Consider the following 16,326-nt stretch of genomic DNA (forward strand, 5'->3'; position numbering starts at 1 on the left):
AACCAAAGAAACTTTTAATAATTTGATTTTATTCCTATGGTATACTTAGTAGAACATCGGTAATTTTTATTTTAACATAAGCCTCAACGATGTTATGGAATTATTATACTTACTAAACTACACGAAAAGGAGGATGCTCGATTTACCTGTAAATCGGGATAATGCAATGATGAATTTTAAAATCTTAACTGATTCCGGATGCGATATGCCTTTCGAAAAGCTTCATGAACAGGGGGTTGATGTCATCGGTATGGCAGTGAACTTCAACGGCAAGGAATACATTGAAGACAACTGGCAAAGTATCGATGCACACAGCTACTACAATGCTTTAAAAGAAGGTGCCATGCCAACCACAAGTCAGATCACTCCTGCCCGTTTTTATGAATTTTTCAGACCCTACCTGGAAGAAGGCTTAGATGTTCTCTATGTGGGATTCTCTTCTTCTCTGAGCGGAACTTTCGGTGCAGCCAATGTTGCCCGGAATATGCTGAAGGAAGACTATCCTGAAAGAAGAGTGGAACTTGTGGACACCATGAGCGCTTCCGTCGGTGTATCTCTTCTGGTTCTGGAAGCTGCAAAGATGCAGAAGAGCGGCTCCTCCATGGATGACATCATAAAGGTACTGGAAGAAAAGAAGTTCCACGTGAACCACATCTTCACGGTGGACGATCTCAACCATCTGAAAAGAGGTGGACGTGTCTCCAGCTTTTCAGCTGCCATGGGCACCATGCTTTCCATAAAGCCCATTCTGTATATGAGCAGAGAAGGGAAGCTTCTAAACATCGAAAAAGCCAAGGGAAGAAAGAAGTCCCTTCATACTCTGGTGGACTATCTGGAAAAAGGCCTTGTGGAGCCCAACTCCTCTAGAGTTCTCATCGCCCACGGCAACTGTCCTGATGATGTGGCTCTTCTTGAAAAGCTCATAAGAGAAAAGAACCTTTCTACGGACATCACATCCGTGACCATGGGCATGACCATCGGCGCGCATACAGGTGCCAATGTGATCAATATGGTCTTCTTCGGAAAAGACCGTGAAGAGACCCTCAGTAAAGCATAGAAGGGAGTTCATATGATGCCAAAGGAATCCATGAAAAAGTATATCCTAGCTGGAATCACCATACTGACTCTGGTGGAAGCCTACTTTTACTACCGGGCGCTGAAAGACTACATCGGAATCTATCAGGCCTCCATCTTCATTCCACTTCTGCTTCAGCCCATCTTCTATCGGAAGCTCTTTCAGAGCGGTGAAAAATTGTCGCTGAAAAGCTGGAAGCTCTCGTCCATGATTATGGTGAGCCTTCTGCTTCCTGTACTCATCTGGTACACGATACCTGACTATACCTACGAGGAAGGAAAAGCACTTGTGGAAGCATCTATGGATGAAAGCGTGGATTTTCCAGAGCAGGAATTCCAGAGCCGCACCATCCCAGCCATGGGCAGACAGAAAGGCATCCTGCATAGCAATAGAATCTATTACTATACGGTTGAAGCGGACGGGGTCACAAGCTATCATGTGGTGGATCCCCTGACAGGTGAAGTCCAGGAGCTGGAAGAGGATTATTTCAGAAGAGAATAAATTGAATATTTCAGGTAGATTACAGGAAAAGGGAGCAGATCACAAAACGATGATCTGCTCCCTTTCCTTTTAACGATTCAATTGAGTTTCTTTGGATTCTCTTGGCTACGCTTCTTCTTCCCCGAAGATCTCGATGAGATTCAGAAGCACTTCCACCGCTTTGTCCATGGAAGCCACTGAGATGAACTCATATCTTCCATGGAAGTTCTCACCGCCGGTGAAGATGTTCGGGCAGGGAAGACCCATGTAAGAGAGCTGCGCTCCATCTGTTCCACCTCGGATCGGTTTGATGTCCGGTGTGACACCGGCTTTTTTCATAGCCAGCTTGGCATTTTCCACCAGATACATGTGAGGCTCGATCTTGGTCTTCATGTTCCTGTACTGATCGTGAAGCTCCACAGTGACCGTACCTTCTCCGTATTTTTCGTTGAGCGCATCCGCCGCTACCAGCATCTTCTTCTTTCTTTCCTCAAAGGACTCTTCAAAGAAATCTCTGATGATGTAGTCCAGGCTTGTGCCGTCCACATCTCCCTTGAACTCATTGAGATGATAGAACCCTTCATATTTCTCCGTATGCTCAGGTGTATCATTTCGATCAAAGAAATCCGCATATTCCATGGCGATGAAAATGGAGTTCACCATTTTATCCTTGGCTGTACCAGGATGCACATTTCTTCCTCTGACCGTGACTTTCGCAGAAGCCGCATTGAAGTTCTCAAACTCCAGTTCTCCAAGAGGTCCTCCGTCCATGGTATAGGCCACATCCGCACCGAAGGCTTCCACATCGAAATGATGGGGTCCACGACCGATTTCCTCATCTGGCGTGAAGGCCACATGAATGTCTCCGTGGATGAAGTCCTTGTCCTTTACAATATGCTCCAGAGCAGCCATGATTTCAGCTACCCCCGCCTTGTCATCGGCACCCAGAAGGGTGGTTCCGTCTGTGACCACAAGCTCCTGCCCCACATAACCGGAAAGAGCCGGAAACTCCGATTCCTTGAGTACAATTCCGTTCTCCTCATGGAGAACGATGTCTCCACCTTCATAATTCACGATTCTTGGATTCACATCCTTCCCGCTCATATCCGGTGATGTATCCACGTGGGCAAGAAGACCCAGTTTCTTCAGCTTCTTATCCGAGTTGCTCCTGAGAAAGCCGAAAAGGTACCCCTTCTCATCCAGCTTCGTCTCAAGCCCCAGCTCTTCCAGTTCCTTCTTCAGCTCTTCGATGAGAACCATCTGGCCCTTTGTGGAGGGTACCGATGTGCTGTTTTCATCGGAAGTGGTATCGTATTTGACATACTTCAATAGTTTTTCTACTGTGCTCATAAAAGTTCCTCCAAAATTTATTTCATGCATTCATTGCCTGAGTTGTTGTTCAGCTTTTCACTAAAGCTTCGGATTATAGATTCTTCTTCTGTCCAGCGAGAAAATGCTTTCAGAGAAAGTGCCTGGTTCCAGGTCTCTCACTGCCAGATTGAAGTCAAAGACCCTGGCATCGATCATATCGATGTGGTGCAGAAGTTCCGCTTCCAGAAACATGGGCTTCACAGGACTTCCATACTCAGGCTCGTAATGATGAGATAGAATCATATGCTGCAGAAGCATCCTCTTCTCATCCGGTGTTCCAAGTCTGTCGCAGATTCTGTCCACATTTTTGACGCCTAGACTAATATGTCCGAGAAGATTCCCTTCAATGGTATATTCACTGACGATCCCCAGTTCGGAGGATTCCATTTCATTCATCTTCTCCAGGTCATGCAGGATGATTCCCGCATAAAGAAGATCCGTATTCACTGAGCTGTAGATTCCAGCAATCTGCTGCCCGAGCTTCAGCATGGTCAGTACATGATACAGAAGTCCGGAACGGATGGCATGATGGTTTCTTTTTGCCGCAGGATAGTACATGATTTTATCCATTTTTTCTTCCACTGCACTTTCAACCACTTTACGGATGTCCTCATCCTTTATGGAAATGATGTACTTTCGTATTTCATCCAGCATGAAGGTGTTCTTAAGTGGCGCTGTTTCCACAAAGTCCTCCGGATTCACACCATCCTCGTCTGATGAAAGTCTGATTCTATCGATTTTAAACTGATTGCTGTTCATGAAACTGGTGACTGTACCCCTGGCTTTGACCAAATCACTTTCCTTGAACATGGTTTCCATTGCCGCAGGAACCTCCCAGAGTTTACCTGAAATCTCCCCCGTCTTATCTCCGAATATGAAATCCAGATATTTCTTATCGTTTGAATTGGTGGTCTTCAGGTCTACTCTCTTCACGATGAAGAAACAGTCCACACGATCCCCGACCGTCAAATCACATATTTTTTTGCTTGCAAGCTCCATAAAATTCTCCTTCCTGACAAAATAGGTTATAATTAAGTATACAACAACGGTCAAATGAAGACTAACCTTTCTTCGATAATATCTTGACTGACTGGAAAGGATGAGTGCAATGGACATCACCCTGCCAAAAGGCGTCGGCTACATCATAAAAGAACTGAATAAGAACGGTCATGAAGCCTACGTGGTCGGTGGATGCATCAGAGATATACTCATAGGCCTTCCACCCAAGGACTATGATATCACCACATCGGCAGACCCGGATGAAGTCATCCGGATTTTCAGAAAAACCATTCCCACGGGAATCAGGCATGGCACCGTCGGTGTAGTCACCACCGACGGCATTTATGATGTCACGACGTACCGTGCAGATGGGGAATACATCAACAGCAGATATCCCGCTAATGTGATCTTCATTGATGATCTTGTGGAGGATCTCAGAAGACGGGACATCACCATCAACGCCATCGCCTTCAACACGGAAAAGGGGATCATTGATCCCTTCGACGGAACATCGGATATCAGGGGGAAAATCATACGGGCTGTGGGAAATCCCATTCTGCGTTTCAAGGAAGATGCCTTGAGAATCCTGAGAGCCATACGACTGGCCACCACACTGAACTTCAATATAGAAGAGAAGACCCTTTTCGGCATCGTGGAAACCATGGATGGTCTCCAGTTCATCAGTGTGGAAAGAATCCGGGAAGAGCTCAATACCATCCTTTTATCTGAAACACCCTCAAGAGGAATCTCTATGCTCTTCCAGCTGGGTGTCATGAAATATGTGATTCCCGAGATCATGCCCATGGCTGTATTCAGCCAGTTCAATCCGCATCACGACAAGGATGTTCTGGGCCATACGCTGGATGTGGTGGATCATGTGCCCGCCAAGCTCCATTTGAGGCTTGCAGCCCTCTTTCATGACTGTGGCAAGCCTGGAACCTTCACGGTGGACAGAAATGGAATAGGACACTTTTACGGCCATGAAGTGAGATCTGCGGAAATCGCGGAAACCACACTTCTTCGTCTGAAATATGACAGGAAAACCATAAAGAAGGTTCTGACTCTGATCTCGAACCATATGGTCAGCATCGATATGAAGAATGAACTGAAACTGAAAAAGCTCATCCGAAAGCTCGAAAAAGAAAACATCAATGACCTGTTTGAGCTCAAAACAGCTGATTTCGTCAGCAAACCGGAAAACGGAAACACCAGGCTGTTCGAAATCAGTGCGTTAAGAGACCGGATGGTGGATATCATCGAACGGAAGGATCCGCTGCAGATCAGAGACCTGGCTGTCAGTGGTCAGGATATCATGAACCTGGGCATTCGAGAAGGAAGAGAAGTCGGAAGAATTCTCAATCTTCTTCTGGACAAAGTCCTGAAAGAACCAAAACTGAATGAAAAGGAAACACTACTTACTATTGCGCGCAAGGAGCTTGACGAATGACTGAAAACGTGAAAAACACCATTATTACCATGATGATTCTGGGTACTCTGGGTTTCATCCTGAAAAAGAGCAGAGTCACAGACAAGAGAACCGATAAATTCCTTTCACAGCTGCTGGTGAACTTCTGTACACCCGCTGTGATGATCTATATCAACCTGACGAATTTTTCCATTGCCACCTTCAGAAACTCCTACAGGAGTATTCTGATCGCAATCCTCACCATGGTCTTCATGAACGTCATTGCCTATGGCGTTTCCAAGGCTCTTTCACTGCGAGGAATGGAGCAGGGTGAATTCCTGTCCATGGCAACCTTCTCCAACACCATATTCGTGGGACTTCCACTCATCACAGGGATTTTCGGAGAAAAAGCCGTTCCTTACCTGATGCTTTATTTCATCGCCAATACACTGACCTTCTGGACACTGGGCATTTATCAGCTGGTCAGAAGCTCCGGGAAAGCCTTCAGCAGCAAGAATCTTCTGAAGATCTTCAACCCGCCCATCATAGGATTTACAGTGGGTATTCTCCTGCTGTACTACAATGTGTCTTTACCGACCTATGCCATGGACAGCATCAATTATCTGAGAATCCTCATGACCCCTCTTTCCCTTCTCTTCATGGGCAGTGTCATCGGCGATCTCAAGATGAGCTCTGTAGGGAGTCCAGTCACCACAGTACTGATTCTTCTGATGCGATTTGTTCTGGCACCGGTTTCGTGTCTTCTTCTGATGAAAGCATTCAACATGCCTGAGGATCTTACAAAGGTCTTCATTGTATGCGCAGGACTACCTGTCATGACAAATATCTCCATCGCAGTAGGGAAATATGGTGGTAACCCCTCCTATTCCTCCTTCATGACTGCACTGACTTCCATCGCATTTATTTTTGTCATGCCTTTCTACTTTGAACTTTTTGCATTCATCTAAACTTCCAAAGAGGATGAGCCTTCACGCTCATTCTTTTATTTTGCGATATTTTAGAACATGTGTTTAATTTTTGTTGTCGTAAAAGAACATATGTGCTATAATTTTCTCAAATAGGAGGCGAGCACTGTGGATATTCTTGATAAAATCAGAATACTTTCGGATTCAGCGAAATATGATGTTTCCTGTTCATCCAGCGGAAGCAACAGAGGCAGTATCAAGGGCGGCGTTGGCAATGCGGCCACAGCGGGCATCTGCCACAGCTTCACTGCGGATGGACGATGCATCAGTCTGCTGAAGATCCTCATGACCAACTTCTGCATCTACGACTGCGCCTATTGCCAGAACAGAATCAGCAGTGATGTGGAAAGAGCCGCTTTTGCGCCGGAAGAGCTGATCACCCTGACCATGAGCTTCTATAGAAGAAACTACATTGAAGGGCTTTTTCTGAGCTCCGGTGTCATCGTGAGCCCCGACCATACCATGGAGCTTATGATCCGAGTCATAAAGACACTGAGACAGAGAGAACGCTTCAACGGATACATTCATGTGAAGGTGATTCCCGGAGCCAGCAGTCACCTGGTTCATGAAGCAGGTCTTTACGCGGATCGTGTCAGCGTGAATATTGAGCTGCCTGAGGAAATCAGCTACAAGTCGATCACTCCGGAGAAAAGCCGACCGCTGATTCTGAAACCCATGAAGCAGATTGCAGAAAACATCGTGGTGAGCAAGGAAGAAAAGCGTATCTCACGATTTGCGCAGGATTTCGTTCCTGCAGGTCAGTCTACTCAGCTCATCATCGGAGCCACCCCTACCACCGACGGAAAGATCCTCAGTCTCAGCCAGAACCTTTATACCGGCTATAATCTGAAGCGTGTCTATTATTCCGCCTATATTCCCATCAGCACAAACAAGCTTCTGCCGCAGCTGAGTGCCCCGCCTCTTCTTCGTGAACATCGGATCTACCAGGCCGACTGGCTGCTTCGTTTCTATAAATTCACAGCAGGTGAACTGCTGGGCGAGAATGAAAACCTGGATGTGAATGTGGACCCGAAAACACAATGGGCACTCTCTCACATGGAACTTTTCCCTATGGAAGTCAATAAAGTGAGTTATGAGATGCTGCTGAGAATACCCGGCATCGGTCTCACCTCCGCTAAAAGAATCATCCGGGCAAGAAAACTTGCTTCTCTTACCTACGAAGGACTGAAGAAAATGGGTATCGTTCTGACCAGAGCCAAGCACTTCATTCTCATCAACGGAAAATATCACGGAAATTTCGCCATGCGGCCGGAATTCATCTACGAAGCGATCAGTAAAAAGAAAGATCAGATTCAGCTCAGTCTATTTGAGGAAATCGATCATAGTCTTAGTAGCTTGAATGCTTCTCCTCATGATATCATTCTGGACAGACAGAACCTCTCTCAGATTCTCGCGGACAAGACCATCATCAGAAAATCACTTGGAGGTGACTTCTAGTGAAAGTAATGCTTTTTGACGGTTCCATGGAAGGGCTTCTCATGGCCGTGTATCATGTATATGTGGATAAGGAAGATCCCATTCTCTACAGGGAAAAAGACTACGTGAGAAACCTCATAGATGAGCCCTGGATGCTCTCCTATGAAGAGGAAGCCTTTCAGCGTGTGAAACGTTCCATGGAAGCGAAATTTGATGTGGAAACACTGACACTTATCTCCTATGCATTAAATCATAAAGATCCTTCCGCTCCTAGCCTCGTTTTAAGATATATCATCAGCTGTTTCAGAAACCCGAAAAATGCGCACAACTATCAGGATGAACTGATTATGAAAGTAACAAAACTCTCCAGACAGGTATCTCTGGAGAGTCATAGATTCAAAGGATTTATCCGGTTTTCTCTGGTAGGTTCAGTTTATATGGCTCAAATCGATCCGGATCATGATATTCTCTCCTTCGTTGCCCCTCATTTTGCAGAGCGCTATGGAGATATGAATTTCATCATTTACGATGAGCATCGTAAGGAGGCCATACTTTCCCGAAACGGAAAGTGGACATTGAAGAAAGATATCCTTATTGATAAGAAGCTTCTGAAGGAAGATTCAAATATCGAGAAATGGCAGCAGTATTTCACCCATATCACCATCGCTTCCAGAATGAATCGGAAAGTACAGAAAAGGTCCATGCCTGGGCGATACTGGAAAAACCTGCCCGAAATCAAGAAAAATATCACCTGAATATCATGTTGAAACCGCGTTTAATAAAAGTATAACAAACACCTGCAGAAATCTCTTATCTTCATTTTCTGATTTATCTTTAATCTTAATATAAAATAAATTAAAATTTCGACCTCAATTACAAATTTCGATGGACTTTCATTTAGGTGTACGTACAATGAAACATTCTGTTCGAATAGCACTTGACAAAACCTTCTAATTTTATAATCCATTTACTTAATCGATTAAGTAAATTTATTTTGATTTGTTAAACATTAAATATCCTGAAAAAGTTCAATGAAAAAACAGAAAAAAACCGGAAGTTCATTAAACATAACTTCCGGTTTTTTCCTTTAATCTCGGTCGTTTTCGGTTCTTTTCTCAGAACTGAGCAGAAGATTCAAGATGTAGTTGTTCAATGAACGATTATCGCCCTTTGCTTCATCTGTAAGCTCTTCTTTCAGATCCTGAGGTAATGTCAGAAGAATCCGAGTTTTGTCTCTACCAACAGCCATCTAAAAACACCCCTATCTTTAATTGCGTGATAAATTATAATTATATTATACTTCAAATTGAAACAATAAAAAAGGAAATATTGTCAAATTATGGATATTTCTTGTCCTATTGATACGGAATAGAGGAAAACACCCTTTGTTTTATGACCTGTTATACGCTCCAGAGCATCTTTGTAGTATCGAAGCTGTTCCTGATATCTCTCAGTAAGAACGAGTTCATAATCCGCTCCATCCACAAAGTCTGTCTTGTAGTCCACCAGCACGAGCTGATCCTCTTCTTTAAAGTAGCAGTCTATGACCCCTATGACCATGACCTCACTGTCATCCATATTCATGAGGAATTTCGCTTCACGCTTCAGATCGCCATTGGCATCCGCTTTTTTCATTCTCTGTCCCAGAGGACTCTCGAGAAGTTTTCTGATTCTCGCCGGATCTACTGCATCCGCTTCTTCCTGCCTGATAAGTTCTCTCTTCACCATGTTCTCCATATCCTTTTCAATCTCATCTCGTGTTTCAAGACTGAAATCCATATACTGCATCACCTTATGGAATGCGGTACCTTTCTCCGCTGCAGTGAGCCCTGCGTTCTTCATCATGAATTTGGGTCTTTCCAGGGACTTTTCTTCAAGAAGCGTTTCGGAAATATCATCCGTTTCCCGATGACCGGCCAGTCTTTTCAGCTCTGTCACGGAAATCTTAGAACTCCTTTTCGTCTCATCTTCATGGGCATACCTGAATCCCAGCCTCTGGTTGACTTCGAAAGCGGAGTCCGCATCTCTTATAGTATCCAGCGTGAACAGACCCGCAGGCTTTTCTTCCTCCAGACTCAGATCCTTGAGAATGGCAGTTTTCCTTCTGATTTCCAGATGGAATCCGACGTCCTTTCCGAACACGAAAGCTTTACCATCGGTTCTCTCCTCGGCGAAATCCTTGTGCTTCAGAAGCACCGACATGATCCAGTCCAGATAGCCCGAGGCTTTCTCCACCTTGCCTTCAAGTATCCTGAAGTCTTCTCCAGCACTCAGTTCCGTCCATTTCTTCATACTCTTTTCCGCATCCTTGATGTGCCCGGTGATGATCAGTTTCTCCTTTGCTCTCGTCAGTGCCACGTAAAGCACCCTCATCTCTTCCGAGATGTTTTCGAGGCTGATTTTTCTTCTGATCACTTCCTTGATCAGTGTCGTATCCGTAAGCCCTCTATCAAGGTCCACAAAATTCGGACCGAAACCAAGTGTTTCATGAAGAATGATCTGTCTGTTGAGGTCCATTTTGTTGAACCTCTTGGAAGCATTCACCAGGAAGACCACCGGAAACTCCAGTCCTTTGGATTTATGAATACTCATGATTCTCACCAGGTTCTCATTTTCACCCAGAATCTTTGCTGCACCGATGTCACCAGTGGTTTTCTTCAGTTTGTCTATGAACCTGATGAAGTTGAAAAGTCCTTTCAGCGTGGTTTCTTCAAACTGCTTTGCACGCTGGAACAGGATCTTCAGATTCGCCTGCCTCTCAATACCATCAGGCATAGCCCCCACATAGTCCAGATAGGATGTGTCCGTATAGAGGTACCAGATGAACTCATCCAGATTCATGTATCTGGAAATGCTGCGATAGTCTTTGAGCTTCTCAAGGAATAAAGTGATCTTCTGTCTGACTCCATCACTGAAATCTTCTCCCTCCACCATGTTGTGGTAGAGAAATTCCTTGTCACTTACCTTTCTGATTTCCACAAGCTCCTCTTCACTGAACGAGAAGACAGGACTTCTAAGCGTTGCCACCAGAGGCACATCCTGCAGAGGATTGTCGATGATCTTCAGCAGTGCCATCATGGTTCGGATTTCGATGGTATCGAAATACCCGGTGGAACTGTCACTATAGGATGGAATATTCGCCTCATGAAGCTCTTCCAGAAAAATCGCTGCAGATCGTGAAGTGGCACGCATGAGAATAACGATGTCTCTGTAGGTCACAGGCCTCATGTTTTTTGTGTTTTTATCATATACAGGAAATCCACTTCGAATCAGCTCATTGATCTTTTCGGCAACCATCTTCGCTTCCACTTCAATGGCCTTATACTCCGAGGGATCGATATCCTGGGCATCCTCGTCTCCGTTTTCCTCCATGGATTCAGGGGATTCACTCTCTTCCACAAGCATGACTTCAATAATTTCATTCTGTGAAAGCTTTTCCGTCGCCTCTTCCACTTCGTCCTGAAGTTCGTTCATCTCATAGTAGCTGGCGCCATAAATGAGCGCTTCTTCATCGGTGTAGTCAAGTTCACCCACCCGTTCGCTCATGATCCCCTTGAAGAGGAAATTGACGCTGTCCAGTATGTTCTTTCTGCTTCTGAAATTCTTGTAAAGAAGAATCTTTCTTCCTGAACCATTCCCTTCCAGGGAATAGGTTCGGTACTTCTCCATGAAAAGCTCCGGTTTCGCCTGGCGGAAACGATAAATGCTCTGCTTCACATCACCTACCATGAACACATTGGGATTCTCTTCATTTTTACGGGAAACCATGGAGATGATTACTTCCTGGACTTCATTGGAATCCTGGTATTCATCCACCAGAACCTCCGCATATTTCTTCTTGTACTCTTTCGCGATTTCCGACGGACGCACTTCACCGTTTTCTTCAACGGTGAGAATTTTTAGCGCCAGATGCTCCAGATCCGAAAAATCCAGTAGGCCTTTCTCTCTTTTCTTCTCCTCATATTTCTCCATGAACCGTACGGTCAGATTTTCCAGCGCACAGAGAATGGGATAGGTCTTCTCGATGATTCTTCTATTGTCAGCCTCGGATTCACCAAAGTACCCTTTGAGTCCATTCATGAATTCCTTGAAATCATTTCTCGCATTCTTCACTTCGTCCGCCAGAGCAGGATCATATCCTTTCTTGGCTCTTTTCAGCGCATCGAATTTCACATTGTCGAGGAAGGATTTGACCGCATCGAAGCTCTCCCCTTTTTTGAGAATCTCCTGCAGTGAGAGATAGTGATCTATGGATTGCAGAATCGCTTCTTCATAACCGTTTATATAGGCATCGGATCTTGCAATCTCCAATGCGTTTTCCAGTGGTACTTCATAGGTCTTCAGTGAAAACAGGATATCCTGCATGAGATTCTTCAAAACCGGCAGGTCCATCAGCGATTTATCCTTCAGATTGAAATATTCCACTTTTTCCTGTAGCCATCTCAACGGCCAGGGACTGCTCATGATGAAATGATATAAACTCAGCACCAGATCCGCCAGATATTTATCGTCCTTTTTCCCTCCATAGGCATCCACCAGCTTCAGAAAATCGGGATTCCGGATTTCGTAGGATTCCTCCAGAGCCTCCTCCAGAGCTTCTTCTCTCAATATGGCACCTTCTGTTTCATCGGAAATCCTGAATCCCGGATCCAGTCCGATGTGATGAAAATTGTTTCGTATGATTTCCAGACAGAAGGAATGGATGGTGGTAATGCTGCTCCGGTTCAGAAGGGACAGCTGCCTCTCCAGATTCCTGTCAGAAGGATCGTTATCCAGAGCTTCCACAATAGCTTCTCCGATACGCTCTCTCATCTCCGCCGCTGCCGCATTGGTGAATGTGACCACGAGCAGTGTGTCTATATCCACTTTGTCTTTTGTGATCATCTGAATGATTCTTTCCACAAGAACCGCTGTCTTTCCCGAGCCTGCAGCTGCAGAAACCAGGAGATTGGTTCCTCTTGTTTCAATGGCCAGTCGCTGCTCGTCAGTCCAGTTATTCCCCATGTTCCGCCACCTCCTTCTTTTTCATGTTTTCCCACAGCTCGTCTATAGGCATCGCCTTGAGATTTCTGTAATGATTCTCGGCGATTTTCCCGTCAAACTGACAGATGCTCTTATAGGTGCAGTAGGTACATGGTATCTTATCCTTGTCTTTATAAGGCATGATCGAAATATTACCATCAAAGAGCTCCTTCAGTATTCTTCCGATACTTTCTCTTACATAGTCCCTTAGTACATCAAACTCCTCTTCCGTAAGAATGATCTCCTTGTTCTTATCCTTTCGGTTAGCAGGAGAGACCACTTCCTCGTTTTTGATTTTAGCCGGAATGACCAGGGAAAATTCATCAATATCCTTATCCATATTACGAATCACTCTGGCATCTTTCAGAAGCAGCCCCTTCAGTTTCAGACTTTCCATGACCTTCTGCTCGATCTCTTCATCCGTCATGTTTATGCCGCCCTTGATCATGGGATTGTCCAGCCTGAAATAGAGTACTGCCCCAGGTACAGCCTGGGAAGAAAGAATGCTGCTCCAGTTTCTTAAAATCACATCCAGATAGACCAGAAGCTGCAGCTGAAGTCCATAGAACACATCCTTCAGGGATACATCCTTCGCGGAGGACTTGTAATCAATGATTCTGATGTAGGACTTTCCATCCATTTCCATCACATCAATCCGGTCGATTCTTCCTCTGAGCAGTGCGTCTTCTCCTGTTTCCGGAATCTCGATGGAAAGTGCCGGCAGGCGTTCTCCATCTTTTCCGAATCCCAGTTCATTGAACATGGGCACGAAGCTTCCCTTTGAAATCTGAGCAGTTATGGTTTCAAGAGATCGGTTGATGATTCTTTTGACCTTTTCCCCCATATGCTTATAACGTGGTGAACTTTTATAGATGGTGTTGGTTTTTTCGATGGCCTGATCCACAAGCTTATCCACAGCTCCCCGAATGAAGTCCTTGTCCACCTCGGACATGGCAATCTGCATGCCTCTGATGTCCTCTGTGAACTGATCAATGACCTCATGCATCAGTGTCCCTACATCCGGTGCCGTCACTTCGTGCATGACACGATCCTTCGCCTTTAATCCATACTGGATATAGTAGGCGAAAGGACAGGAGGTGAATCTTTCAAGCCTTGATACACTGAGGTAGAGCTTGTCTCCATAAAGCGCTTTCACAGCGTCTCTAGTTAGATTCTTTGAGAGATTCGTGTAATTTAGTCCCTCTCTTGAAATTTTCAGGCGCTCTTTGAAACCTTCCTCCTGAGTGAACCAGTCATAGACCTCTCCCCACAAGGGATTCACAGGATCCCCCTGATAGTTTCTTCTCATTTCCTTGATCAGTTCGTTGAAAGTCGCGACTTTCCCCTCCACTTCCTTCATGTCCCCGCTCTTCTTGTCCATGGGATTGATGTAGGTTGCTTCCATAAGCTCCGGAAAGAGTTTTTTCACTCTGCCGATGACTAGTGAAGGTCTCTGGGATTTACCGTCCATATCTGCTCCCACATAGGAGAGAGAGAGGAACTCACCAGGAATGGTGAATGCCGTATAGACAAGAAACTGCTCATAGATGGACCTGGTTTTGGAGTCTATGAAGAGGTCGAATCCTTCCTCTTTCAGCTTTGCGATATCCTTGTCCGTTATGATGCCCTCATCGGAGATGGTTTTCGGAAAAATTCCGTCATTGACACCTAGAATGAAAAGTCCTCTTATGCTGTCGCTTTTCACTCTGGCCACATCACCGAGAATCACCTGATCCAGGGTGAGGGGAATCAGGGCGATCTTGTAGCTGATCATGGCCTGTCTCAGGATATCACCGTAGACTGCAGTCTCCATTTTTTCACTGCCCAGCACATCAACCAGGTCGTCAAAGATGGAAATGATTCCCTTGACCACTTCCTTATGCTCCTTGGCGATTTCCTGATCGCTGATCTCATTGATGGTTTCCACGGATTTCGCCAGAACACCATGATTTTCCAGATGCTCGTAAAGTGTTCTTGTGACTTCCTCCACATGTTCTGCCGATAGGATGCTGTCTCTTAACGGTCCATACACCGACGCGATCTTTTCTCTGATCTCATTGGTTCGCTGGAGATACTCCTCTCCCAGCTTCTCCTCCTGAATATTGGGATAGGGATACACCCATTCTTTCTGAAAATTTCCTCCCTTTATTCCATTGGCCAGTATATAGTTCTCAAGAAGATCCACTTCCTCTGTACTGATATGAGACAGCCCCGTCTTCAGAAGCTTGAACAATGCATCATAGGTGAATCCCTGATCCGCCACTTCCACAAGAGCCAGAATGTACTGGGAAAGAGGATTTCCGTCAATGTCTCTTCGCTTGTCGAGGAAAACAGGAATTTCATGCTCACGAAATACGGATACGATGATGTTCTCGTAAGCATCGATGTTTCTGCACAGAATCGCCAGGTCCCGATACCTCAGGGTGTCATCCTCCCGGATTCTCCGCTTGATATCCAGTGCGATTTTCTCCACCTCATCATAACTGTTCTGGGCTTTATAAATGCTGATGGCTTTGGGTCTTCCCCTGAAACTTCCATTGGGATAATGGAAGTATTCCGCTTCCAGATGCGCCAGCTCAGGATTGCTCCTGAACCTCAGCGGTGTTTCATCCGCCAGTATCAGCGGCTTTTCAATAGAGGCTCCAGCCATTTCAGCTGCATCGAAGATCTTTCTCTCCGTATCTTTCGTGATCTGAAAAACATCGCCCTGGTCATGATGCTTATCCATGGTCAGGGTCAGAATGACTCTTCTGGCATTTTCAAGAAGCTTTTCAATGAACCGCAGCTGCATCACGGAAAAATCATTGAACTCATCGATGAAAACTTCTGCATTCTTCAGAAAACCCGCTTCATGGATTCTCTCCATGGAAAAATTCATTTCGTCTGTGGTGTCCACATATCCTTTATGGACTTCTTCTTCGAATGCATCATAAAAGAGAAGGATATCCTGAAATTTCTGGATCAGTTCCTTGTCTTCAGATTCCTCTATGGTTTTTCTGAGTTCATCCATATCCATATCGTATCTCTTCATCTCATCCACGAGGCTTTTTGCCATATCGATGAAACCAGGCTTTCCCGCCACCGCTTTAAAGAGGTGCAGGTGATCCCTGACGTCACTCATGGCTTTGGTCATGAGCATGCTTTTCCCGGTATCTGAGATCAGAGCGTGGGTAGCCCCACCCACCGTTGCAAGGATTCTTCTTGTCATGGTGCTGAAACTCATGACTGATACCCTGAATACACTGGTGTGTCCCAGTTCCTTCAGTATTTTCTGCTCCGCTCTGAAGGTGTACTGGTCAGGAACCAGAAGAATCATATCTCTGTCCGGATATTTCTTCATCTCTTCTTTAATTTCATCATAGATCCGACTGGTCTTTCCGCTTCCGCCTCGACCATAGATCAGTTTAAGACTCATTGTCTCACTTCCTTCATCATTTCTTTACTCACTAGTCTCATTATACTATATGAACTATCCCATAAGACGGACATTTCAGAAGAACATGCCTGATCTGCTCCGATGATGCAGTCATCAAAACAGGCAGACAATCAAA

At 45.2% G+C, this 16,326-nt stretch carries 10 protein-coding genes and 1 pseudogene; 6 read left to right on the forward strand and 5 right to left on the reverse strand.

Annotation, left to right across the window (positions count from 1 at the left end; translation table 11 throughout):
• The first annotated feature begins 166 nt into the window (after positions 1-166).
• Positions 167-1,057, forward strand: a complete 891-nt coding sequence (locus ACHAL6_RS14660) for a DegV family protein (RefSeq protein ID WP_395271409.1) — start codon at positions 167-169, stop codon at positions 1,055-1,057.
• A 12-nt stretch (positions 1,058-1,069) separates the two neighbouring features.
• Entirely contained in the window at positions 1,070-1,576 is a 507-nt protein-coding gene (locus ACHAL6_RS14665) for a hypothetical protein (RefSeq protein WP_395271410.1), read from the forward strand.
• Positions 1,577-1,681: 105 nt separating this feature from the next.
• Here the strand turns inward: ACHAL6_RS14665 and pepT are convergent, their stop codons facing one another.
• Both pepT and ACHAL6_RS14675 read right to left on the reverse strand, forming a co-directional pair.
• A complete protein-coding gene (gene pepT, locus ACHAL6_RS14670) occupies positions 1,682-2,905 on the reverse strand; it encodes a peptidase T (protein WP_395271411.1) in 1,224 nt (407 codons plus the stop codon).
• A gap of 60 nt (positions 2,906-2,965) precedes the next feature.
• Positions 2,966-3,925: a 3'-5' exoribonuclease YhaM family protein gene (locus ACHAL6_RS14675; RefSeq protein ID WP_395271412.1), complete on the reverse strand. Its 960-nt coding sequence runs from the start codon at positions 3,923-3,925 to the stop codon at positions 2,966-2,968.
• A 109-nt stretch (positions 3,926-4,034) separates the two neighbouring features.
• Between ACHAL6_RS14675 and ACHAL6_RS14680 the strand changes: the two genes are divergently transcribed.
• From ACHAL6_RS14680 to ACHAL6_RS14695, 4 genes are all read left to right on the forward strand, one after another.
• Positions 4,035-5,372, forward strand: a complete 1,338-nt coding sequence (locus ACHAL6_RS14680) for a CCA tRNA nucleotidyltransferase (RefSeq protein WP_395271413.1) — start codon at positions 4,035-4,037, stop codon at positions 5,370-5,372.
• Positions 5,369-6,298 (forward strand): AEC family transporter, encoded by a 930-nt coding sequence (locus tag ACHAL6_RS14685; RefSeq protein ID WP_395271414.1) that lies wholly within the window; start codon positions 5,369-5,371, stop codon positions 6,296-6,298. Before ACHAL6_RS14680 ends, ACHAL6_RS14685 begins: the two co-directional genes overlap by 4 nt.
• 126 nt (positions 6,299-6,424) lie before the next feature.
• The gene (locus tag ACHAL6_RS14690; RefSeq protein ID WP_395271415.1) at positions 6,425-7,774 is read left to right on the forward strand and encodes a putative DNA modification/repair radical SAM protein; all 1,350 of its coding nucleotides are present in this window, start codon (positions 6,425-6,427) and stop codon (positions 7,772-7,774) included.
• A gap of 8 nt (positions 7,775-7,782) precedes the next feature.
• Positions 7,783-8,508, forward strand: coding sequence for a TIGR03915 family putative DNA repair protein (locus ACHAL6_RS14695; protein WP_395271418.1), 726 nt, complete (start codon positions 7,783-7,785; stop codon positions 8,506-8,508).
• Positions 8,509-8,840: 332 nt separating this feature from the next.
• On the opposite strand, the gene ACHAL6_RS14700 is transcribed toward ACHAL6_RS14695, so the two are convergent.
• The 3 genes and pseudogenes from ACHAL6_RS14700 to addB form a co-directional block, all read right to left on the reverse strand.
• A complete protein-coding gene (locus ACHAL6_RS14700) occupies positions 8,841-9,002 on the reverse strand; it encodes a DNA-binding protein (protein WP_395271416.1) in 162 nt (53 codons plus the stop codon).
• 128 nt (positions 9,003-9,130) lie between these two features.
• Positions 9,131-12,757: pseudogene (gene addA, locus ACHAL6_RS14705) on the reverse strand (helicase-exonuclease AddAB subunit AddA); the annotation flags it as partial.
• A complete protein-coding gene (gene addB, locus ACHAL6_RS14710; protein WP_395271417.1) occupies positions 12,747-16,190 on the reverse strand; it encodes a helicase-exonuclease AddAB subunit AddB in 3,444 nt (1,147 codons plus the stop codon). The pseudogene addA and the gene addB, both read right to left, overlap by 11 nt.
• Positions 16,191-16,326: the final 136 nt, after the last annotated feature.

The organism is Proteiniclasticum sp. C24MP, assembly GCF_043951855.1.
In the GTDB taxonomy this organism is placed as follows: Bacteria; Bacillota; Clostridia; order Clostridiales; family Clostridiaceae; genus Proteiniclasticum.